Source organism: Ihubacter massiliensis (assembly GCF_024125305.1).
Taxonomy (GTDB): Bacteria; Bacillota; Clostridia; order Peptostreptococcales; family Anaerovoracaceae; genus Hominibacterium; species Hominibacterium faecale.
This window is the reverse complement of sequence record NZ_JAMXVH010000001.1, coordinates 2,730,275-2,751,607: the sequence shown is the minus strand read 5'-3', so window position 1 is coordinate 2,751,607 and position 21,333 is coordinate 2,730,275. Positions and strand designations below refer to the sequence as shown.

The window sequence follows — 21,333 nt, the reverse complement described above, 5'->3', positions numbered from 1 at the left end:
AAAAATATGGTAATAATCAATAAAATAATCATACATTATCTCAGACTATGCTATAATGTATGACTAATTAGAAAAGCTCTGTTTTATCAATGCAGAGGGGGAGTGTGATTTGAGTAATGAATGTAGTACATCTGAAGTATGCGGTTGAGGTGGAAAAAACAGGGTCCATCAGTCAGGCGGCTGAGAATCTGTTTATGGCCCAGCCCAACCTGAGCAAAGCGATTAAGGAACTGGAAAACGACCTTGGAATAACAATTTTTAAACGTACAGAAAAAGGCGTGGAACCAACGAAAAAAGGCCGAGAATTCCTTGTTTATGCAAAGGGACTTCTAGACCAGTTGGACCAGATCGAAGAACGCTACCAGAGGACCAAGCCCGATCGAATTTCTTTTGGCATTTGTACGCCCCGGGCCAGTTATATTACCCAGGCGTTTACTAATTTCATTAATAATATCGCCCCGGATCAGGGGATTGATATCGACTTTAAGGAAACGGGAACTATGGACGCCATCAAGAACGTGATAGGCGGGGAGGAAGAAGTCGCCATAATCCGCTATCCGGTTCTTCACGAGGATTATTTCAGCGGGCTGATCCAAAATAAAGGCATTGAATGGCGAAGTGTATTCGAGTTTGAGTATTTGGTCCTCATGCCCAATAAGCATCCCATGGCAAATAAGGCAATCCTTGACCCGGAGGATCTGTGGAGATACACGGAGATCATACATGGAGATACGACAATACCCTACTTGTCAGTAAAAGAAAATTTGAAAGAAAACAGTTCCCAAGTAGAAGGCAAGCGGGAGATTTATGTATATGAAAGGAGCAGCCAATTCGATATTCTATCCAATATAGAGACCAGCTATATGTGGGTATCTCCCATTCCAGGCGAATTGCTCAAGCGTTACCACCTGGTGCAGAAACCATGCAAAGCGGCAGATCGAAAGTACCGGGATTCGATCATTTATCATAAAAATCTCAAGGACAATAAAATGCTTATTGACTTCCTGAAAGAAGTCAACAAAGTCATAAAAGAACTGAGAAAGCAGACATATTGATACCTACATATCGATATGTCTTTTTTTAATTTCACCTTTCAGAAGGGGAGTGGTATCGTAATGCCAGAAGCAGAACGGGATAATTGGAATGGAAGGCGCTTGCCTGGCAGCCCATGTCATCGCTTTTCAGGGGTCTTATGCAAAGAACGACATGCCACTGATTAGAAAGGTTATTTTTGCTCCATGCAGCAGACTCGGTTTGGCAAAATGTGCAAAAACGTAGTGATTAGACACAAGAAAAAAATAATTTTTTTGTGTAAAATATATAAAAAATATTGACAGCCTGAATCCTATGAGTTAGAATACACAAAGATAATTAAATAGAAATAAAGACATTGACGAAGAGAGTAGGCACTTTTGAATGGTAAGCGAATCGGGGACGGTGGAAGCCCGAGGCAGGAGAAGGTAGACCGAAAATCACTTCCGAGTCGCAGGGCTGAACGGCAAAGTAAGTCCTGACGGGTATTCCTCCGTTATCAGGAACGCGTATGATAGTATGTTGTATTAGGTGGTATAGCGGAAGCTTATGGCTTTCGTCCTTATACAAGGACGAAAGCTTTTTTAATACTCCGGAAGAATCGACAAAGACTGCTTCTATTATGAAGCGGCAAGCCGACTTTGTTCATTAATACAACGACACCAGGAAAGGAAGGAAAATCGACATGACAAAGAAAAATGAGGCCGTGGAAATCAGATGGCATGGAAGAGGCGGACAGGGCGCCAAGACCGCGTGCCTGCTGCTGGCAGACGTAGCTTTCAACTCGGGCAAACATGTGCAGGGTTTCCCGGAATACGGCCCGGAAAGAATGGGAGCGCCCATTACGGCTTACAACCGGATCACTGATGAACCTTGTAAAGTTCATTCAAATATTTATCATCCCGACTATGTAGTAGTCGTAGATGAAACCCTTTTGGGAACCGTGGATGTTACTAAAGGCATCAAAGAAGGAGGCGCGCTGATCATTAACAGCAAAAAGGACCCAGCTGAAATTCGCAAGATGCTGCCGGACTTTGACGGTAAGATTTGCGCTGTGGATGCAGAGAAAATTTCCATGGAAACCCTGGGGAAGAATTACCCCAACACGCCTATGCTGGCGGCAGCTGTCAAAGTGAGCCGGGTCATCGACCAGGACCAGTTCATAAAAGACATGGAAGAATCCTTCCGTCATAAATTTTCCCACAAGCCGGATGTCATTTCCGGCAATATGAAGGCCCTGAAGAAATCAATGGAAGAGGTAAAGGTGAGCTAATGAACAAGAAAGCACAGGATATCAACGAACAATCCACCTGGCAGGAGCTGACTGTCGGGGCGGAAATCTACGAACCTGCCACATCGCTGCTGGTTAATACCGGAGACTGGCGCACCATGCGTCCGGTGTTTCTGGAGGACAAATGCAAACATTGTATGCTGTGTATACCATACTGTCCGGACAGCTCTATTCCGGTAAAAGACGGCAAACGCCTGGATTTTGACTACCTGCACTGCAAGGGATGCGGTATTTGTGTCAAGGTATGTCCGTTTAAAGCGATCGATTTGGTGAAGGAGGTTAAATAATGGCAATCAGAGACAGGATGTCCGGCAACGAAGCTGTTGCGATGGCAATGAAACAGATTAATCCGGACGTAATGGGGGCATTTCCCATTACCCCATCCACAGAAATTCCTCAATACTTTTCCGAATACATAGCCAACGGATTGGTGGACACAGAATTCATTGCAGTCGAATCGGAGCATAGCGCCATGTCAACCTGCATCGGAGCATCAGCTGCCGGCGCAAGGGCAGTTACCGCCACCTCATCAGCCGGTCTGGCCTTGATGTGGGAGCTTCTTTATGTGGCGGCCTCCTCAAGACTGCCCATCACTATGGCCGTTGTAAACCGAGCTCTGACCGGCCCGATCAATATTAATAACGACCATTCCGACTCCATGGGAGCACGAGACTCTGGATGGCTGCAGATGTATGCAGAGACCAACCAGGAGGTATACGATAACTTTATCCAGGGAATTCTCATTTCCGAAGCGTGCCGGCTGCCGATCATGATCTGCCAGGACGGGTTTATTACCAGCCACGGCGTTTCAAATATCGAGCTGATCGAGGACGAAAGGGTGAGAGAATTCATCGGAGAATACAACCCGGAAAACTACCTGCTCAAGCATGAGAACCCGCTGGCCGTAGGACCTTATGGAATTTCTCCTTATTATATGGAGATCAAGAGACAGCAGGCTCAGGCCATGAAGGACGCCATGCCGGTGATCCGCGATGTGGCGGAAAAATTTGAAGACTTAACTGGAAGAAGCTACGGCTTTTTTGAAGAATACATGATGGACGATGCGGAGGTAGCTCTGGTAATCATTGGTTCCAGCGCCGGAACGGGCAAGGAAGCGGTGGACAGACTGCGTGCCGAAGGCAAGAAGGTGGGTCTGATCAAACTGAGAGTATTCCGTCCATTCCCGCGGATCCCGCTGGCAGAAGCCATGTGTAAGGTAAAGGCGGTTGCGATTATGGATAAGGCTGAGAGCTTTTCCAACAGCGGCGGGCCGCTGTTCAACGAAGCCCGGAATTCTCTGTATGACCTGGAAAACAAGCCCTACGCCGTCAACTACATTTACGGGCTAGGCGGCAGAGACGTTACGGTGGAAGATTTTTATGATATTTATCAGGATCTGTTCGTGATCTACGACAACGACGATCCGGGAGATGTTTATCGCTACATTGGTGTGAGAGATTCGAGGTTTATATAATGGCATATAATTTAAAAAAAGAAGTAGAAAAACAGGAACGGCTGGCAGGCGGCCACCGTCTCTGTGCCGGATGCGGCGCCGGTGTTGCGGTGCGCGGCGTGCTTCGGGCACTGGAAGAGGGGGATAAAGCAGTGGTAGGAAACGCTACCAGCTGTCTGGAGGTTTCCACCTTTATTTATCCCAATACAGCCTATACGGACAGCTATATTCATACAGCCTTTGAAAACGCGGCCGCTACCATCAGCGGCGTGGAGGCTGCTTATAAAGTGCTGAAAAAGAAAGGCAAGATCAAGGATAACTTTAAGTTTATCACCTTCGGCGGCGACGGCGGCACCTATGATATTGGCCTCCAGTCTCTGTCCGGAGCCATGGAGCGGGGCCATGACATGGTCTATGTGTGCTATGACAACGAAGCGTACATGAATACGGGGATTCAGCGATCCTCCTCAACCCCCCGCTATGCTGATGCCACCACTTCCCCGGTGGGAACAGTCAGCCCGGGAAAGATTCAGTGCAAAAAGAACCTGACGGAAATCATCGCAGCCCACAACATCCCTTACGCAGCCCAAACGACCTTTATCGGCAACTTCAAAGATTTGCACGAAAAGTCCCACAAAGCGATTTACACCAAGGGGCCGTGTTTTTTGAACATCCTTTCGCCGTGCCCGCGAGGCTGGCGCTATGAGGCCGAGGATCTAGCGGAAATCTGCCAGCTGGCAGTAGATACCTGCGTATGGCCGCTGTACGAGATCGAGAACGGCAAGTGGAAGCTGACCTATGAGCCTAAGCGGAAAAAGCCGGTGGAAGAATTCCTTTCCAGGCAGGGCCGTTTTAAGCACATGTTCCGGCCGGGAAACGAATGGATGATTGAGAATACACAGGAGTACGTGGATGATCAGTGGGAGAAACTGCTGAAGAGATGTAAATAGTTAGAAAGTAATGAAGGCCGATTGCTCTTCCGGTTAGGCGGGGCGGTCGGCTTTTTTGTTTTTTAGGGTCGTGGAGTCTGGGGAAAAGATTTTCGTTTTTTGCTAAAATTTACGCAAATTCCAACGGTTTGCAGCTACAAAAATTGGCTGGGCGGCCAAAATCCCCATTTGAAGCAGGATCGAAACCCGCAAACCCATTGGATTGCGTAAAAAGGAAAAATATTTTCAAAAGTTTTCCCAGAAGAAGTTAAAACAATAAAGGTGTAAGGAAATGGCACAGCTCAAAAATGCGTTGACGAAAACAAGCCGGGCCGTGGTATAATAGAAGTGTTCAATTTAGAGATGAAACGATGATAAAAGGAAGTGACGGAAAATGGCAATTATCAATACCCCCCTGGCAGCAGGAAAGATTACCTTTAAGAACAGGCTGATCTATCCGCCGATCACCATTGCCAAAGCATCGCCCGACGGCAAGGTGACCGATGATTCGCTGGCTTATTACCAAGATAAGATGCGCGGCGGAGCTTTTTCCCTGGCTATTGTAGAGCATTGCTATATCATGCAGCAGGGCAAGGCTTCTGCCGGACAGGTTTCCATCGCACAGGACGATACCGTTCCTGGACTGGCGAAGCTGGCCCGGGTCATTAAAGGAGCGGGCACCAGAGCGGTCCTGCAGATGAACCATGCCGGAAGCTGCACAACGCCGGAAGTGACGGGCATGGAATTAAAAGGACCTTCTCCTGTGATGAATCCCAGGCAGGGAGGCGTGCCCGAAGAGATGACCAAGGCAGATATCGCCCGAGTGGTGGATGCTTTCGCAGATGCCGCTGTTCGGGCAAAAGCGGCCGGCTATGACGGCGTAGAAATTCATTCGGCCCACTCTTATCTGCTCAATCAGTTTTACTCGCCTCTGACCAACCTGCGAAACGATGAATACGGCGGCAGACTGGAAAACCGCATTCGCATTCACCTGGAAGTGATCGATGCGGTGAGGAAGGCAGTAGGGCGCGATTATCCGCTGTTTCTGCGGCTGGGCGCCTGTGACTATCTGCAGGGTGGCAATAAGGCGGAAGATGCGGCAGCGGCAGCAAAGATTTTCGAAGATGCTGGAATCGACGTGCTGGATATTTCCGGCGGAATGTGCGGGTATGTCAACCCGGAAAACAGTAAGCCGGGATACTTTGGCGCCGAATCAAAGGCGGTCAAAGATGCTGTTTCTATCCCAGTGATTTCCACCGGCGGCGTTAAAGACCCGGAAGACGTGGAAGCGCTTTTGGAGGCTGAGATTGCGGATCTGATCGGGGTCGGCAGAACGGTTATGAAAGATTCCCAGTGGGCGGAACGGACGCTTAATTTTTATAGAAAATAAGGGGAAGGAAAATGTATATAAATATCGTTTTCTTTGGATACATGGCCGCGGTGTTTTTGGGTCTGGCAGGGATCGCTGCCATGGGTCTGGCCGCGGTATCCCGGCCTTTTCACAGAACAAGACAGTACACCTGCGTACTGTCTTTTGTTACTTGCGCCTTTCTCTACAGCCTGCTGTATTTTCTTTTTTATTATAGAGAGAATGTCTTGCAAGTTTATGAATTGGGCCTGGGATGGAGACTGCTGGATTATCTGGTGGGATGCGGGATCATGCTGCTGTGGCTGCTGCTCATTGGCAGCCTGGATGAGGAACTGGTAGCAGCCCGACGGTTCCTTGCGGCGGCGGTCGTCATTGTGGGCCTGCGGTCTGTTTTTTCCTGCATCATGACCGGCGTCTTTATGGATGGTTATTACCAGATCCATCAATCCGGCGCAGCCGGGCCGCTATCTTACGTGGAAATGCTGTTTATTGTCCTGACCATACTTCTGATTCTATACGGCTGCTGGAAAGCGGCCAGGGATGTGCCCCTCCTTATGCACAGGATTTATATTTTCGTAGTTTCCGCAGCCTTGATCCTGCTGGATCTGTCCCAGGCTGCCGTTAATTTAAAATTGTATTTTGGAAAGTTCGGCATTTCCGCCTGGGATCTGCATACCTTTGACCCTACGGGGCCGCTGCTGGCTGTCATAGGCCTGGCGACGCTGATCTTTATTTTTCGAACGGATTTCACACCCATCTATATTGCCGGCCCGCCTGCCCAAAAGGGAGCGGATGCCCAGCAAGAGACGATGCCGCAGATCTCCCCGCTGGATTTGGCAGCGGAAAAACATCGCCTTACCCGCCGCGAGCGAGAGATCATGGAGCTGGTTTACGACGGACTATCCAATCCGGACATTGCCCAGCAGCTCTGCATCTCCCGCAACACCGTAAAACAGCATATCCACAACATTTTTGAAAAAATGGATGTTTCCACAAGGATCGAGCTGGTCCATCTCATCAATTCTGAAAAAGAAATGACCAAATATTCGAATTAATCAAAAAACCACCCACCTGGGTGATAGACAAAACCGCCTCTATTCAAGTACACTCACCGCAAGATGTTACCTTGAAAGGAGGTTTTTTCATGAAGAGAAAAAGTTTGATCGCGGCCGCAATCCTGATTTTGTGCCTTGGTCTCCTCGCCGGATGCGGCAGTCAGGAGAAAGAAAAGGCAGAGGCGGCGGACGGTGTAAAGTGTCAGAACGGCAATATGATCGGTACGGTAAATGAGGGCGTATCTTCCTATAAAGGGATCCCTTATGCAAAAGCGCCGACAGGCGATTTGAGGTGGAAAGCGCCGCAGGACCCGGATGACAGCGATGAGGATGTGGATGCTTTCGATTATGGTTATTCGGCGATCCAGACCGAATGGTTTTCAGAAGCAGCATCCAAGCGGGAGCAGAGTGAAGACTGTCTGACTCTCAACGTTTGGACCGCATCGCCTAACAGCGATGAAAAGAAACCGGTCATGGTATTTTTCCATGGCGGCGCATATGGCTGGGGCGGTTCCGGCGATCCGCTGTATGACGGACAGAGTTTTGTTAAGGCCCACGATGATGTGATCCTGGTGACAGCCAATTATCGAATTGGAATCATGGGATTTATCGATTTTTCCTCCGTTGAGGGCGGAAGCGATTACGGGGATGCGCCCAATCTGGGCCTGCTGGATCACGTCCAGGCGCTGAAATGGGTGAAAGAAAATATCGCGCAATTTGGAGGCGACCCGGAGAATGTAACGATCTTCGGTGAATCGGCAGGCGGTGGAACCACATCTCTGATGCTGGCCATGGATGAAGCGAAGGGGCTCTTTAAGCGCTGCATTTCTGAGAGCGGATCAGCTGCTCTGACTTACAGCAAGGAGGACTGCCAGGAACTTACCAAGACGATTCTGGAGGTAAGCGGCGCCAAGAATATGAAAGAACTGGCGGCGCTGTCCGAAGAGGAACTAAAGAAGATCAATGCTGCAGAAATTGATGATGAAGGAACGACGGTCAATGATCTGACCAATATGCCCCAGCGTGACGGAAAGGTACTGCCTGAATCTCTGGAGGAACTGTATGCTGCTTATGAAAAGGGCGCGGGCAAAGATGTGGATCTAATGATCGGCACCAATAAAAATGAGTGGAACTACTGGATCGGCGAAATGGCCGTAGGGGATGAAGAGGAAAACTATGAGGCCTTCCAGGGCTGGATGGCGGAGCGTTTTGCAGGGGATAAAGAGGCAATGAGCAAAAAAGACCGAAAGACCGTAGACGAATTTATCTCTTTACAGAGCGACAAGGAAGAACCGTGGAAAACCGTAGAGTTTTACAATGACATCGCCTTCCGCGTACCGGCATGCATTGAAGCGGCTAATCATACCAAAGCAGGCGGCAAGACCTACATGTATTATTGGACCTATCCATCCGCCATCGAGCGCTACGGAGCCTGTCACGCGGTGGAACTGTCCTATGTATTCAACAACCTGCAGGATACTTCCTTTACCGGCGAAAACCCCAATAAGGAGTTGGCTGCGAAAGTACAGGAGGCCTGGGTCAACTTTGCCAAGACCGGCGATCCCAGCATCGAAGGAGCCGATTGGCCCCAGTACAACGGCGATACCAGGCAGACCATGATCATCGGCGAGGAATGGAAGGTAGAGAAGGATCCCCTGTCCAAGCAGAGAGAGCTGATCGAGACGCTGATCAAATATGATATTAAATAGCTGCCAGTGAGTAAATATGAAAAGGGAGGATAACCGATTGGCTATCCTCCCCTTCCTTTATGTCAGAAGAATTTATTGCGAAAATAACAAATGTTTTTTATGCGGAGCGTTTCTCCTCGTTTTTATGACATTCTTCCCAGTAGCGTCCGCCTCTGTACAGCTTTTTGAAGAAGAGGTAAGCTGGAATAGAGGTGGCAGCCAGGCCTAATCCTACGATCCAGTTGTCTGTAAACACGCTGGCGCCGTAGATGACGATTGGAAAACACAAATACACAATATAGGCCTTGTTGGGAAGCGGAACTTTAAAGTCCAGCCTCAAATCCGGATTTTTAACTCTCAGCTTGATGTTTGCGATGAACATCATGATAACGGGAACCGCATATAAGATCGAGGCAATTCCTACGAACTCAATGAAGCTGCCGGAAGAACATAAAACGATGCTGACACCAGAGAGAATGATGATCGCCATGTAAGGCGTTTTGAACTTTTTATGTTCTTTGGAGAAAATCTTGAAAAACTGTCCTTTTTCACTAAAGGATTTCATTACATATGCGTAAGCCAGTATGTATTCGCAGAGAATCATCATGCTGGCCAGGCTTCCTGCAGCGACGAACGCCCATCTCAAAGGAGCTCCGCCTACGATCTGTCCGATTTCTACGAAGGAAAGAGGGCCTTCGGAGGACCAATCCTGCCAGTTTCCAACGGAAGCCAGCGCAGGAATTACCCACAAGATATACATTACAGAGATAAACGGAATGGCGATTACAATCGCTTTTGGAACCTTTTTCGATCCGTTTTCAATATCTCCGGACATGGTGGAGATGGTTTCAAATCCGGTGTTGAACCAGATACCGATCAAAAGTCCGTTGCCGGCGGCTTCCAGGAAGGACATATTTTCAGGGAGCATCGGCTCTACCGGGCTGTAGTTGACATCCATGAGGGACATAACCACAAGAACGATAAATGGAATGATGCACAGGAGTGTAACAACCGTCGCCATGTTACTAACGAGTTTGATACCGATGACATTAATAATAGCAAAAATAACAATGAGAGCCGCGCACAGGCACCAGTAAACAAAATCGTTAACTTCGATGGGAAGGAGCATTTTCATGTAATTGGCGCTTAATACGGCGAAGGTTGCAGGTTCAACGAATCCGGCAATGGTGTAGCACCAGCCGCTGACAAAACCGGCTTTTTCGCCCAGGCCATTTTTTGCCCAAGTGTACATTCCGCCGTCTTCAGGATATGCGGAAGACAGTTCGGCGGAAGAGAGCCCAAAAGGAAGGGACCAAACGAATGGAATCAGGATAAATACTAAAAGCGTCATTCCAGGTCCGACAGAACCAACCAGGTCCTCGATCCCAAATCCACCGCCTGCAACGGTAACGCAGATCATCATTACCAGGGCAAAGGTGGAAATCTTCTTTTTTTGTGACATAACAGCAATTTTCCTTTCAATAGCGTGATAAAATGGAAGAGCAGAGCCGGGTCAATGCGCCGGCCCTGCTAATATCCGTATTTTGCGAAATAGTTTTATTTTAACTGTTCCAGCATTGCCTGCTCGTTGAGCATATCCGCATATTCGGAATCCATTTCTCTGATTCCAGCCGGGAATTCATACTTAGCCAGTCTTTCTACGAATGGATCTGGATCAAAGTGTTCTGGTCCCCATGCACCGGCATCGCTCCAAATGCCTTTGGCGATCAGTTCCATCATGATAACTGGGCCTACTGCTGTCTGTGCTACTACAGAGTTGGTTGTATACTTCTTGATGCAATCCTGATTGTCTGCGATCTGATACAGGTAAATGGATCTGTATTTTCCGTCTTTCCAGCCTGTTACCCATGTTCCTGCGCAGCCTTTTCCGGTCATGGTTGTGGTAGCGTCTACCGGGCTCGGAATTACCTTACATACGAAGTCTCTCGGTGTAATTTCACTGTCGCCGACCTTGATCTTGGTCTTCTTGTCAGCCAGTCCATACTCATGCAGCACCAGCAGCTTTCTTCTGAAGTCAGCAGGTACGCCGTATTTGAAGGTTACGCGGTTACAGTCGATTTCTCTTGGAACCAGCAGTACTTCTTCGTGTTCTACGTTAACAACTTCTACGTCGCCGATTCCGCCAGGGAAGTTGAATACTTCAGGCTCGGAGAACTGCTCGGTACAGAACCAGTGGCCTTCCGGATGCTCTTCGTTCTTTTCCCAGATTACTGGCGGCTGCAGACATTCTTCGATGGTCGTCCATACGGAGAAACCGAAGTCGGAATCAGTATTTCCATAGTTGTCGCCGTCTCTTACGTCTACACGATCGATGGTATCAAACAGGTGCTTCTGTGCATATTTAGCGAATACGTCCGCCATACCAGGTTCAACACCGGATCCGCATACTGCGATTTTACCGGAAGCTTCCCATTCCTTCTGCTTCGCGAACTGGTAGTCACCCAGCTTGATGTTAGCCAGCTCATAAGGCTTTTCCGGATGCTCAGTTCCCAGAGTCATCGCGCAGTCCAGATATCCGATTCCTGCTTCCAGGCAAGTGTCGAAGATCGTTTCGTTCATTCTAGGATCGCAAGCGTTCATTGCGAAGTCAACATCGTGTTCTTTTACTACCGATTTAATGCTTTCTGCGTCCATGGCATTGATCTGAGCCGGGACGAATTTTCCGCCGCCGCAAATCTCATTGGCAACTTTCTTTGCTCTGTCGAAATCGTAGTCAGCCACTACTACTTTTTCTGCCCAGTCGCCTTCTGCGCCTCTGCGTTCAATGATCTTTGCCGCTGATGTTCCTACGCCGCCTGCTCCGATAATAAGTAATTTCATCTTCTGTTCCTCCAATTTACATAATAGCTTTGTGCCGCATCTTTGCGCGGACACATTTAAAAGTGTAACTGTATTTTATGGCAAAACAAAACCTTCTGACAATTAGCCACGTGGGTTATTTAAGCAAAAACGCTATGGACCGAATGGGTTATTGTGTTGGAATTTCAAGGATTTAATCGAACAGGCCCGAAAGATACAGAATTATCGGACTAATAATAGACTTAAAGTTTTTGGCGATAAAAGAAAAGACTGGTGTCAGCAGTTAAACTTTTTTGGCTGAATTCTGAAACTTTTCAGAAAACGATTCGGGTTTTTGCTGGATGGCGGAGCTGCCCTTGGCCTTGCGGAAACGTTTACCGGAATGCGAGGCGGCTGCAGGGTGACTGGCACCAGGCATCAGGAGGATACAGAAAAACGAAATTTCAGGGATTTTGTAGCTGCTTTCAACCTCCAGAGGGCAATTTTCTAAAAACCTGTAAAAAATTTTCATAGACCGCCCTAGGCCGCGTGGGTCGCCTGGAGGACGCCTCCCCAAAGGGCCCAGTATCATAATTGCGTCTGAAAGGCTTTGATTCTGACAGTTTCGCCCAAAAAAAGTAAGGCTGCCCCCGTTTAACGGGACGCAGCCACATTAGATAGTATTATAATAACGGGACTTGTTTTCAAATGCCGTTATTTTCGTATAACGCGAGTCGGCATCTCAAGGCGAAACCGCTGTCAGACTGTCTTAATTCATCCTTCCCCGGACGCATCCTGATACTTGCTGTAATCCTTGGACTGAATCAAATGGACCAGCTCCATTCTGGAAGCGACTTCTAACTTTTCAAAGATATTGTGCATATGCCGCTTTACCGTATGTTTGGATATAAATAACTTTTCTGCGATGTCCGGATTCGTCAGCCCCTGATAAGCCAGGATCATCACATCCCGCTCCCGCTCGGTAAGACGGCGGCTTTGCGCGACCAAATCCAGGAATGCTTCCTCAGTGAGCTCCCGGGAGACCTGTTCCTTTTTACCAAAATAAAAAGGAGAAAAATCCTTCTTATATAAATAAAGAACGGTAAACAAATTAATCACCAGCAGCAGAATAGAAGTGATGCCATAGAGCATGGAGAGACTGATGTTCAGGCTTCTTTCTCTAGTGAATACGGAAATAACCAGAGTGTTATTCCACAGGTTATTGAAGTTGACCAGCAGACTGATGACAATAATGTATCCCCTGCTGGCTGTATCAGTGAGATCTTTATAGCCGATCAAAATATAGGCAAGGGTAAACACAACTACAGTGAGGCCGAGGACAACTTCCCAGGTTATAACCACCGCTTCCGACCAGATCGCATGGGTACGATAATTTTCATCCAGCAGGAATATGTAAATAACCGCTGATAGAAACATCAGGCAGGCAAAGGCTTTGTCCGTATATTTGCGCCACCAGTCCATGCGGGGACTGGGTGAAGCGATAATTTTATCAATCAGCTTGACCCAAGTAAGACCTAGTGCATAAAAAATCACCGCGTCAAGAGCACGGAGAAAGATTCCGGCAGTGAATTGATGCAGCACCAGTTCGCGGTAATAGGTAATGTAATAAAAAAGCCCCAGAATTACAGAAATGATCACAAAATTTCTTGCAGCCTTTAGAAGTTCCGTGCTTCCGGAATCATTGTGTTTGATGATCATGATCACCAGGGTAACGGCCTGCAGGCCGATAAAACACATAATGGTATATGTGATAAAGATTGTATTTGAAATCATCCTTGCTCCCTCAATAACTATTTCAATCAGCAATTAAAGTATAGCACCAAAGCGGGGTTTCCACCAGTAAAAATCCGTACTGCGTCAAAAGAAAAAAACAATGAACCGGAACCAAGAGGATGCCGCTGAGCCGTCCGCAAGAGTAAAGGCTGATGCCCGCGGATAAATCGTCGAAAAAAAATGGAATTTGTACGATGACAGCGCTCCTGAAAATCGGCTACAATGGAGACGAGCACAATTTTATCAAGAAAGAAACATACATAAGATGAACCTGCTATTTATGCTGATTGTGTAACTTTTACAAAGGAGAAGAACATGAAAAGAAAAATAGCGGGTATTTTATTTGCCCTTATGACGTTGACCGTAGCATCCAGCTTGGTATTTGCTGATACGGCCGGACAAAAAGGAGGGATGCGGCCCCACCCGGATACAGAAGTTAATTTTACAGCAAAGCTGCATTATGATACAGGTATGGACGACCATGTGGAACTGGAGCTGAACAATCACGGGAATTCGGACATGCTGATTTCCAGGCAGGCGCATTACATAGATGAGATCGGTTCCGCCGGGTCTTGGGACTGTTGTGCGGAGGCGGATTTTTCGATCGGACCGCAGCAGTCAGAGCGCATAAAGTTTGAAACTGCTGATGCTGTGACGCATGGAAAGAATTCAATTCTTTGTTTCTTTTTCCGCTATGGAGGCAAGTGGTACTTGGGAAAAGTGGGAGAGAATAATGGCGTGGAATTCTTCTTGCAGCATAATTAAATGAGATTGTTTTGGAGAAGGAACTGAAATGTAACTCTTATAATGGTCAGCAACTACCACAGAGGAAGATGCTGATGCAGACCCGGATGTAAAAACGGGAGATGATACCAACATGGCGCTTTATGTTGCGCTGCTGATCCTGGCGGCCGCTGCTGCCGGCGCTGTAATTGCAACTGGGCGAAGAAAAAGAAGTACAAAGAAATAAAGTAAAAATATGAAAAGCAATTTGTTTCATACGGTAGCCATCTAAAGTGGCCTGGTGTCTAGGATTGCACTAATTTTGCAGCTTCAATCAAAATTAGTGCAATTTTTATTGTTCAGAGGTTAATTGTGTGAAAATCATTGAAAATCTCCATATTGAAAAATTTCAAGGCTGCAAACCCACAAAATTTACACTAATTTGAAAGAAAATAAGCTGTTTTCATTATGGTAAACCAAAAAGCACCGGCCCCGCAGCTTCCAAACCGATAAAGTTGTGTAAATCTGATAAGCTTCCTGGAAGGGTTTGATTTTTTGGGAAATATGTTATAAAATATTTCTATTAGCGAATTGGGCTCGAATGCCTGAAATTTGAGGAAAAAGAAAGAAAAAAGATGAGAGAAAATATGGAACACATTATTTGGAACAGACAGATGGAGTGCGCTGACAGAGAAACCATCCGCCAAATTCAGCTGGAGCGGCTGAAAAAAATTGTGGATGTCTGCTATAACAGAGTGCCCCTGTACAAACGCAAATTTGATGAGATCGGATTAAAGCCGGAGCACATAAAAACGCTGGACGATGTGCGCCATCTACCCTTTACCACTGCAGATGACCTGAGAGACAGCTATCCGTTCGGCATGTTTGCCGTTGATAAAAGAGACGTCGTCCGGATCCACGGTTCTTCCGGGACCACAGGAAAGCCAAAAATCGTAGGCTATACTAAACAGGATTTAGATAACTGGTCCGAGATCATGGCTAGAGTCATCTGCGCTGCAGGCGGAACTCCCGATGATATTGTTCAGATTGCCTTTGGCTACGGGCTTTTTACCGGCGGATTCGGCTTGCATTACGGCATGGAAAAGCTGGGGGCCATGGTTGTGCCTCTTTCCAGCGGAAACACGGAACGGCAGCTGATGCTCATGCAGGATTTCGGCTCCACCATCTTGATTGCGACCCCGTCCTACGCCCTTTACCTGGCGGATGAAATGGAGAAAAAGGGCATTGATAAGGACAAGATTAAGCTGCGCCTTGCTCTCTTTGGAGGAGAAGGCCACACCGAGGAAATGCGCGCCAAGATTGAAAAGCAGCTGGGCATTCTGGCCACTGAAAATTACGGCCTTTCGGAAGTCGGCGGACCGGGATACTCGGGTGAATGTTACTTAAAACAGGGCATGCACATCGCAGAAGATCAATACTTTTCCGAGATTATTGATCCAAACACGCTGGAGCCGCTTCCTGTAGGAGAAAAAGGCGAACTCGTCATCACCACGCTGACAAAACAGGCCTTTCCTGTACTTAGATATAGAACCAGAGATATCAGCTGGTTCAATGACCAGCCCTGTCAGTGCGGCCGCACGACCATGCGCATGGCGAAAGTTCAGGGAAGAACCGACGATATGCTGGTGATTCGAGGCGTCAACGTATTCCCCTCTCAGATTGAATCTGTTATCATGAGTATGAAGGAAGTGGAGCCGTTTTACGAGATCGTGCTCACCACCGAAGGATATATGGATCGAATCGAAGTAAAAGTGGAATTCTCCGATGCTTCACTTTTGGACGATTTCACCAAGCTGGAAGAGCTCAGAGCCAAGATCAAGCACAACCTGAGGGTCATTTTAAACATTGACGCCAAGGTGTCGCTGGTATCTCCAGGTACACTGCCCAGATTTGAAGGAAAAGCCAAGAGAGTCATCGATCATAGAAAAAATAAATAGAGTAAAGAGGTTGGACATGGAAAAGAAAATAATGTTAGGAAATGAGGCCTTTGCTAGAGGGGCCTTTGAAGCGGGAGTAAGAGTCATTTCTTCCTACCCGGGAACACCCAGTACAGAAGTCACGGAAGCTGCGGCTCAGTATGACGAAATGCATGTGGAATGGGCCCCCAATGAAAAAGTGGGAACAGAAGTGGCGGTAGGCGCATCCATCGGCGGTGCCAGAGCGTTATCCTGCATGAAACATGTAGGTCTTAACGTAGCAGCCGATCCGTTTTTTACTGCTGCATATACAGGTGTTACCGGCGGACTGGTGGTTTTGGTAGCTGACGACAACGGATGCCACTCCAGCCAGAATGAGCAGGATTCCCGCTACCACGGCAGAGGCGCGGGCGTACCGATACTGGAACCGGCTAATGCGCAGGAATGCAAAGACTTTATGAAATACGCTTATGAACTGAGCGAAAAATACGACACGCCGGTTCTCATGAGGTCCAATACAAGGATTTCCCACTCCAGAGGAATCGTTACCGTAGAAGATCGCAAGGAAAAAGAACTGATCCCTTACGAAAAAAATATTCAAAAATATGTAGCGATGCCGGCTATGGCCAAAAAGCTGCATGTGATTCAGGAAAAGCGGCTGAACCAGATTGAAGAAGATTCAAAAGATTTTCCAATCAACCGCATAGAACTGAATGATAAAAAGATCGGTATCATAACCAGCGGAATCTGCTATCAGTATGTAAAAGAAGCGCTGCCTCAGGCCAGCGTCCTCAAAATGGGCATCATCAACCCGCTGCCCAAAGCTCTTATTGAAGAGTTTGCAAAGCAGGTGGAAGAGGTCTATGTAATTGAAGAGGGAAACCCCTTCTTCGAAGAACAGATTCGCGCCATGGGTATTCCGGCAAAAGGCAAGGAGATGTTCACGATTCAGGGAGAATACTCGGCCAACATGATCCGGGAGGCCTTTACTGGAGAAGCGCCAGAGCATGTAGCCCCACAGGAGGCGCCGGCAAGACCGCCGCTCATGTGCGCGGGATGCCCGCATCGAGGACTGTTCTACATATTGGGAAAACTGAAAAAGCACGTTATGGGCGACATTGGATGTTATACCTTGGGCTCCCTGCCGCCAACATCAGCAATGGATGCCTGCCTGTGCATGGGCGCATCCATCACCATGGCCCACGGATTCGAAAAGGCTAGAGGTAAAGAGGCGGCCAGAGATACGGTAGCTGTTCTGGGAGATTCGACTTTCTTCCATTCCGGCGTTACCGGATTGATTAATATGAACTATAATCAGGCGACTGGAACGGTGATTATTCTTGATAACCGGATCACTGGCATGACCGGCCATCAGGATAACCCTTCCACTGGAAAGAATGCCAAAGGTCAGGAAGCTCCTGCCATCGATATCGCCCAGCTCTGCAAAGCCTGCGGCGTAGAGCATATTGTGGAAGTGGATCCATTCGACCTGCCAGCTGTAGAAAAGGCTGTTAAAGAAGAGACAGCCAGAGAAGAGCTGTCGGTCATCATTACCAAGCGGCCCTGTGCCTTGATTGTCAAGCAGCCGGATATACCTCATCTGATTACAGATAAGTGCAAGAACTGTAAAATGTGCATGGGAATTGGATGCCCTGCCATTGAACTGGAAAATGGAAAACCTGTAATCGCAGCTGAACGCTGTGTTGGCTGCGGGCTGTGCAAACGCGTATGCCCGTTCGACGCCATTGAAGAGGAGGTAAAATAAAGATGAAAGACATAAATATCTTGATCGTGGGAGTCGGCGGCCAGGGGACTCTTTTGGCCAGCGTGCTTCTGGGAAATATCGCCCTGGAGGAAGGGTATGACGTAAAGCTGGCGGAAGTCCATGGCATGGCCCAGAGGGGCGGGAGCGTGGTGACTCATGTAAGAATCAGCGAGAACGAAGTGCGTTCGCCTCTCATCGAAGAAGGCGGGGCCGATGTGATCGTAGCCTTTGAAGAACTGGAGGCGTATAGATGGATTCCCTACCTGAAACAGGGCGGCGCCATCTTTGTCAATACGCAGCAGATCAAGCCAATGCCGGTTATTATGGGAGCGGCCCAGTATCCTGCTGAAATCGTCGATTTCCTTAAAGATAACGCGGACAAAGTGACTTGTCTGGATGCACTGGGCATCGCAACGGAATGCGGCAGCATCAAAGCCGTAAACACCGTACTGCTGGGCGCAATGGCCAAAGAGCTGCCTTTCTCTAAGGAAACCTGGATCCGGCAGATTGAAAAAACAGTAAAACCAAAATTTGTAGAACTGAATAAAACCGCTTTTGAAAAGGGTTATCAGGCATAGAAAATACGATGGAGAGGTGAAAGAAATATGATTTGGAATGAAGCAATCGAATGCGCTGATCGGGAAACCATGCAGGCCATTCAGCTGGAAAGATTGAAAAAGACCGTGGCGCATGTCTATAAAAATGTGCAGCCGTACCGAGCGAAGATGGATGAAAAGGGCGTAAAGCCGGAGGACATCCAGCAGCTGTCCGATATTACAAAACTGCCGTTCATCACCAAAGAGGACCTGGCCAACAACTATCCCAATGGGTTGTTTGCGGCCGATATGGATGATATCGTGCGTATCCACGCATCCTCCGGAACCACCGGAAAACCCAAGATTGCCGGCTATACGAGAAGCGACCTGGATATGTGGGGCGAATGCGTAGCCAGATGTTTATCAATGGCAGGAGCCACCAAGAGCTCTGTCGTTCAGGTTGCTTATGGATACGGACTGTTCACAGGCGGTCTGGGAGCACATATCGGCGCTGAAACCATGGGCGCTACCGTTATTCCCATGAGCAGCGGCAACACCCAGAAACAGCTGATGTTCATGATGGATATGAAGAGCACTCATCTTTGCTGCACGCCGTCCTATGCTCTGACCATCGCCGAAGCAGCTGAAAAAGCGGGTCTGAAGCCGGATGAAATTCCCCTTCAGGGAGGTGTTTTCGGAGCAGAGCCCTGGACAGAAGGCATGAGAAACGAAATTGAAAAACGACTGGGCATTCATGCCCACGATATTTACGGACTTTCCGAGATCATGGGGCCTGGCGTTTCCACAAGCTGCAGCGAAAACGATGGTATGCATATCATGGAGGACTATTTCTTCCCGGAAATCATCGACCCGGATACGCTGGAACCGCTGCCGGACGGTGAAAAGGGAGAGCTGGTCATTACGACGATCGGAAAAGAAGGTATGCCGCTGGTTCGCTACAGAACGAGAGATATCTGTTCGCTGACCCATGAAAAATGCAAATGCGGCAGAACCCTGGTGAGAATGAGCCGCGTATTCGGACGTACCGACGACATGCTCATTATCCGCGGAGTCAATGTATTCCCATCACAGGTAGAAACTGTAATCGCTCAGTTTGCCGATACGCTGACCATGAACTACAAGCTGTATGTGGGCAGAGAGGACAACAAGGATACTTTCGAACTGGCTGTAGAGCTGGCTGATGGTCTGGCAATCGATGATATCAAGTTTGTTGAAAACCTGAGAAGCCGTGTCGATCATGAATTGAGAGGCATCCTGGGAATCGGATGTAAGATCCGCTTCCTCAATGCCGGAACCCTTCCTAGAAGTGAAGGTAAGGCCGTTAGAGTTGAAGATACAAGGAAACTGTAGTGTGGAGTTAGGAGGTAACAAAGATGTTAATTAAACAGATGTCCGTGTTCGTGGAGAACACCACTGGAAGGCTGGCGGAACTGACGAGAGTGCTGGGCAACGATGGAATCGATATCAAAGCTTCCTGTATCGCCGATACAGTAGACTTTGGTATCCTCAGATGTATTGTTGACGATCCGGAGGAAGCGACGAAAGTGCTCAAGGAAAACGGATTTACCGCAAGTATCACAGAAGTCATCGCGGTGGAGCTGGAAGACCGTCCCGGCGGATTCGCAGATGTGCTGGAAATCCTGGCAAAAGAACAGATCGGCGTGGACTATATTTATTCCACCATCCGTTCCAAGGAAGGCGCGGCAATTATCGTGCTTAAAGTTCAGGATCCGCAGAAAGCCATTGACGTTCTGCTGGCCCACGATGTAAAGCTGTACAAGATGGAAGAAATCAGCAAAATGAGCCACGTAAAATAAGGAAGAACTTGAAAGGGCTGTCGTATGAGGGAGAAGGGATGATTCCTTTTATACGACCGCCCCTTTTCAATTACAAAGGGAATATCGATGAAATCGATATTTGCACCAGCAGCCAGACTTTATCAGGATGCCGCGGCTTGCCATCTGAATCAGACCAGGTTAGGCTGCCGGGTTGCTATCAAAAAATGAGGCACTTTAAAGGATTTAAGACAGAATACAAATACAAGTATAATCGAGATAATTATATTTAATTGACGCAGGTGAAACGCTTAGATGTCTCTTTATTAAGGAGGAAAGGAAAATGAGCAGTAGGAAAAAACATGCTGCCCTGATCATTGGGATGATCATGGCATTCGCCGTTGTTCCAGGAGGGATGATTGTCGACACGGCATCCGCAGACACAGAATTGTCCAAGCCAAAGCTGGTTAATTACGCAGCCAGCGGCACCAGCATCAAAAATACCTGGAAAAGAGTGAAGGGCGCCAAGGGCTATGAAGTATATCGGGCAACTAAGGAAAAAGGCAGATACAAAAAGGTCAAGACCATCAAGAGCGGCAAGACTGTGTCCTGGACGAACAAAAAGCTTAAGAAGAACAAGAATTATTTCTATAAAGTCAGAGCTTATAAAAAAAGCGGCAGCCGTAAGGAATACAGCGAATTCAGCGGTATAGAATGGGCGGTTCCAACAAATGAACCTAACTGGGAATATGCGATGGCCTCCAAAACAAAGAAAACCAGTAAAGTAGCTGTCAGAATTACCAATAAAAGCAGCAAAAAAATGCAATTCCAATCGGATGGATGGTACTTTAAGGATCAAAAGGCGTTAAACTTATATTTGAATTTATCTCAAGAAGAATGGGAAAGCATGACAAACGACCAGTTGTTTGCGAAAGGCATTATTCAAATAAAAGGAAAAAAGAAAACCATAGTTCCGGGGAAATCCGTAACCTTATCTTATAAAACCTATAAAAACGGCCGTGTAACCAAGATCAAATATACCAAAAAAGGCATTGTTGAAAATAAATTCACCTATAACGGCGGGCGGTTCTGGATGGAAACTGGTTGGAAATATGGCTGCCAATGGGGTGAATTGGAATAATACTGGCGCTTATGCGAGGTACAGT

Annotated in this window: 19 protein-coding genes and 1 pseudogene; 16 read left to right on the top strand and 4 right to left on the bottom strand. The window is 47.6% G+C overall.

What is annotated here, in order from left to right; genetic code table 11:
* The first annotated feature begins 116 nt into the window (after positions 1–116).
* From NIA71_RS12780 to NIA71_RS12745, 8 genes are all read left to right on the top strand, one after another.
* A complete protein-coding gene (locus tag NIA71_RS12780; RefSeq protein ID WP_253020581.1) occupies positions 117–1,055 on the top strand; it encodes a LysR family transcriptional regulator in 939 nt (312 codons plus the stop codon).
* 662 nt (positions 1,056–1,717) lie between these two features.
* Positions 1,718–2,305, top strand: a complete 588-nt coding sequence (locus tag NIA71_RS12775) for a 2-oxoacid:acceptor oxidoreductase family protein (RefSeq protein WP_148397950.1) — start codon at positions 1,718–1,720, stop codon at positions 2,303–2,305.
* On the top strand, positions 2,305–2,610 hold the full coding sequence (locus NIA71_RS12770) for a 4Fe-4S binding protein (RefSeq protein ID WP_148397949.1): 306 nt from the start codon (positions 2,305–2,307) through the stop codon (positions 2,608–2,610). Before NIA71_RS12775 ends, NIA71_RS12770 begins: the two co-directional genes overlap by 1 nt.
* Positions 2,610–3,797 carry a pyruvate ferredoxin oxidoreductase gene (porA, locus tag NIA71_RS12765; RefSeq protein WP_148397948.1) on the top strand — a complete coding sequence of 396 codons (1,188 nt, stop codon included), beginning with the start codon at positions 2,610–2,612 and terminating at the stop codon, positions 3,795–3,797. Before NIA71_RS12770 ends, porA begins: the two co-directional genes overlap by 1 nt.
* Entirely contained in the window at positions 3,797–4,726 is a 930-nt protein-coding gene (locus tag NIA71_RS12760) for a thiamine pyrophosphate-dependent enzyme (RefSeq protein ID WP_148397947.1), read from the top strand. The genes porA and NIA71_RS12760 overlap by 1 nt, the downstream gene beginning before the upstream one ends.
* Before the next feature lie 373 nt (positions 4,727–5,099).
* Entirely contained in the window at positions 5,100–6,095 is a 996-nt protein-coding gene (locus NIA71_RS12755) for an NADH:flavin oxidoreductase (protein WP_148397946.1), read from the top strand.
* An 11-nt stretch (positions 6,096–6,106) separates the two neighbouring features.
* Positions 6,107–7,129, top strand: coding sequence for a helix-turn-helix transcriptional regulator (locus NIA71_RS12750; protein WP_148397945.1), 1,023 nt, complete (start codon positions 6,107–6,109; stop codon positions 7,127–7,129).
* A gap of 89 nt (positions 7,130–7,218) precedes the next feature.
* On the top strand, positions 7,219–8,838 hold the full coding sequence (locus NIA71_RS12745) for a carboxylesterase/lipase family protein (RefSeq protein ID WP_148397944.1): 1,620 nt from the start codon (positions 7,219–7,221) through the stop codon (positions 8,836–8,838).
* A gap of 97 nt (positions 8,839–8,935) precedes the next feature.
* On the opposite strand, the gene NIA71_RS12740 is transcribed toward NIA71_RS12745, so the two are convergent.
* The 4 genes from NIA71_RS12740 to NIA71_RS12725 all read right to left on the bottom strand — a co-directional run bounded on the left by NIA71_RS12740 (position 8,936) and on the right by NIA71_RS12725 (position 13,410).
* Positions 8,936–10,279, bottom strand: a complete 1,344-nt coding sequence (locus tag NIA71_RS12740) for an APC family permease (protein WP_148397943.1) — start codon at positions 10,277–10,279, stop codon at positions 8,936–8,938.
* Positions 10,280–10,374: 95 nt separating this feature from the next.
* Entirely contained in the window at positions 10,375–11,658 is a 1,284-nt protein-coding gene (locus tag NIA71_RS12735; protein WP_148397942.1) for a saccharopine dehydrogenase family protein, read from the bottom strand.
* A gap of 262 nt (positions 11,659–11,920) precedes the next feature.
* Positions 11,921–12,148: a hypothetical protein gene (locus tag NIA71_RS12730; RefSeq protein WP_253020580.1), complete on the bottom strand. Its 228-nt coding sequence runs from the start codon at positions 12,146–12,148 to the stop codon at positions 11,921–11,923.
* Positions 12,149–12,390: 242 nt separating this feature from the next.
* A complete protein-coding gene (locus tag NIA71_RS12725) occupies positions 12,391–13,410 on the bottom strand; it encodes a response regulator transcription factor (RefSeq protein ID WP_148397941.1) in 1,020 nt (339 codons plus the stop codon).
* A gap of 315 nt (positions 13,411–13,725) precedes the next feature.
* Between NIA71_RS12725 and NIA71_RS12720 the strand changes: the two genes are divergently transcribed.
* The 8 genes and pseudogenes from NIA71_RS12720 to NIA71_RS12685 all read left to right on the top strand — a co-directional run bounded on the left by NIA71_RS12720 (position 13,726) and on the right by NIA71_RS12685 (position 21,308).
* The gene (locus tag NIA71_RS12720) at positions 13,726–14,175 is read left to right on the top strand and encodes a hypothetical protein (protein ID WP_148397940.1); all 450 of its coding nucleotides are present in this window, start codon (positions 13,726–13,728) and stop codon (positions 14,173–14,175) included.
* A gap of 91 nt (positions 14,176–14,266) precedes the next feature.
* Positions 14,267–14,380: pseudogene (locus NIA71_RS12715) on the top strand (LPXTG cell wall anchor domain-containing protein); the annotation flags it as partial.
* A 409-nt stretch (positions 14,381–14,789) separates the two neighbouring features.
* The gene (locus tag NIA71_RS12710) at positions 14,790–16,091 is read left to right on the top strand and encodes a phenylacetate--CoA ligase family protein (protein WP_415270806.1); all 1,302 of its coding nucleotides are present in this window, start codon (positions 14,790–14,792) and stop codon (positions 16,089–16,091) included.
* Positions 16,092–16,107: 16 nt separating this feature from the next.
* Complete coding sequence (gene iorA / locus NIA71_RS12705) at positions 16,108–17,835, top strand: indolepyruvate ferredoxin oxidoreductase subunit alpha (RefSeq protein WP_253020578.1); 1,728 nt, start codon at positions 16,108–16,110, stop codon at positions 17,833–17,835.
* A 2-nt stretch (positions 17,836–17,837) separates the two neighbouring features.
* Positions 17,838–18,413 (top strand): indolepyruvate oxidoreductase subunit beta, encoded by a 576-nt coding sequence (locus NIA71_RS12700; protein WP_253020577.1) that lies wholly within the window; start codon positions 17,838–17,840, stop codon positions 18,411–18,413.
* Positions 18,414–18,440: 27 nt separating this feature from the next.
* Positions 18,441–19,742 carry a phenylacetate--CoA ligase family protein gene (locus NIA71_RS12695; RefSeq protein ID WP_148397936.1) on the top strand — a complete coding sequence of 434 codons (1,302 nt, stop codon included), beginning with the start codon at positions 18,441–18,443 and terminating at the stop codon, positions 19,740–19,742.
* A gap of 23 nt (positions 19,743–19,765) precedes the next feature.
* A complete protein-coding gene (locus NIA71_RS12690) occupies positions 19,766–20,209 on the top strand; it encodes an acetolactate synthase (RefSeq protein WP_148397935.1) in 444 nt (147 codons plus the stop codon).
* 301 nt (positions 20,210–20,510) lie between these two features.
* Positions 20,511–21,308 carry a hypothetical protein gene (locus tag NIA71_RS12685; RefSeq protein ID WP_253020576.1) on the top strand — a complete coding sequence of 266 codons (798 nt, stop codon included), beginning with the start codon at positions 20,511–20,513 and terminating at the stop codon, positions 21,306–21,308.
* The last annotated feature ends 25 nt before the right edge of the window (positions 21,309–21,333 follow it).

What these genes read in the sequence shown, in the direction of transcription:
- porA (WP_148397948.1), top strand. Translation starts at nt 2,610, where the DNA reads ATGGCAATCAGAGACAGGATGTCCGGCAACGAAGCTGTTGCGATGGCA.
- iorA (WP_253020578.1), top strand. Translation starts at nt 16,108, where the DNA reads ATGGAAAAGAAAATAATGTTAGGAAATGAGGCCTTTGCTAGAGGGGCC.
- NIA71_RS12700 (WP_253020577.1), top strand. Translation starts at nt 17,838, where the DNA reads ATGAAAGACATAAATATCTTGATCGTGGGAGTCGGCGGCCAGGGGACT.
- NIA71_RS12740 (WP_148397943.1), bottom strand. Translation starts at nt 10,279, where the DNA reads ATGTCACAAAAAAAGAAGATTTCCACCTTTGCCCTGGTAATGATGATC.
- NIA71_RS12745 (WP_148397944.1), top strand. Translation starts at nt 7,219, where the DNA reads ATGAAGAGAAAAAGTTTGATCGCGGCCGCAATCCTGATTTTGTGCCTT.
- NIA71_RS12760 (WP_148397947.1), top strand. Translation starts at nt 3,797, where the DNA reads ATGGCATATAATTTAAAAAAAGAAGTAGAAAAACAGGAACGGCTGGCA.
- NIA71_RS12775 (WP_148397950.1), top strand. Translation starts at nt 1,718, where the DNA reads ATGACAAAGAAAAATGAGGCCGTGGAAATCAGATGGCATGGAAGAGGC.
- NIA71_RS12750 (WP_148397945.1), top strand. Translation starts at nt 6,107, where the DNA reads ATGTATATAAATATCGTTTTCTTTGGATACATGGCCGCGGTGTTTTTG.
- NIA71_RS12685 (WP_253020576.1), top strand. Translation starts at nt 20,511, where the DNA reads ATGAGCAGTAGGAAAAAACATGCTGCCCTGATCATTGGGATGATCATG.
- NIA71_RS12690 (WP_148397935.1), top strand. Translation starts at nt 19,766, where the DNA reads ATGTTAATTAAACAGATGTCCGTGTTCGTGGAGAACACCACTGGAAGG.
- NIA71_RS12780 (WP_253020581.1), top strand. Translation starts at nt 117, where the DNA reads ATGAATGTAGTACATCTGAAGTATGCGGTTGAGGTGGAAAAAACAGGG.
- NIA71_RS12770 (WP_148397949.1), top strand. Translation starts at nt 2,305, where the DNA reads ATGAACAAGAAAGCACAGGATATCAACGAACAATCCACCTGGCAGGAG.
- NIA71_RS12725 (WP_148397941.1), bottom strand. Translation starts at nt 13,410, where the DNA reads ATGATTTCAAATACAATCTTTATCACATATACCATTATGTGTTTTATC.
- NIA71_RS12720 (WP_148397940.1), top strand. Translation starts at nt 13,726, where the DNA reads ATGAAAAGAAAAATAGCGGGTATTTTATTTGCCCTTATGACGTTGACC.
- NIA71_RS12730 (WP_253020580.1), bottom strand. Translation starts at nt 12,148, where the DNA reads ATGAAAATTTTTTACAGGTTTTTAGAAAATTGCCCTCTGGAGGTTGAA.
- NIA71_RS12755 (WP_148397946.1), top strand. Translation starts at nt 5,100, where the DNA reads ATGGCAATTATCAATACCCCCCTGGCAGCAGGAAAGATTACCTTTAAG.
- NIA71_RS12735 (WP_148397942.1), bottom strand. Translation starts at nt 11,658, where the DNA reads ATGAAATTACTTATTATCGGAGCAGGCGGCGTAGGAACATCAGCGGCA.
- NIA71_RS12695 (WP_148397936.1), top strand. Translation starts at nt 18,441, where the DNA reads ATGATTTGGAATGAAGCAATCGAATGCGCTGATCGGGAAACCATGCAG.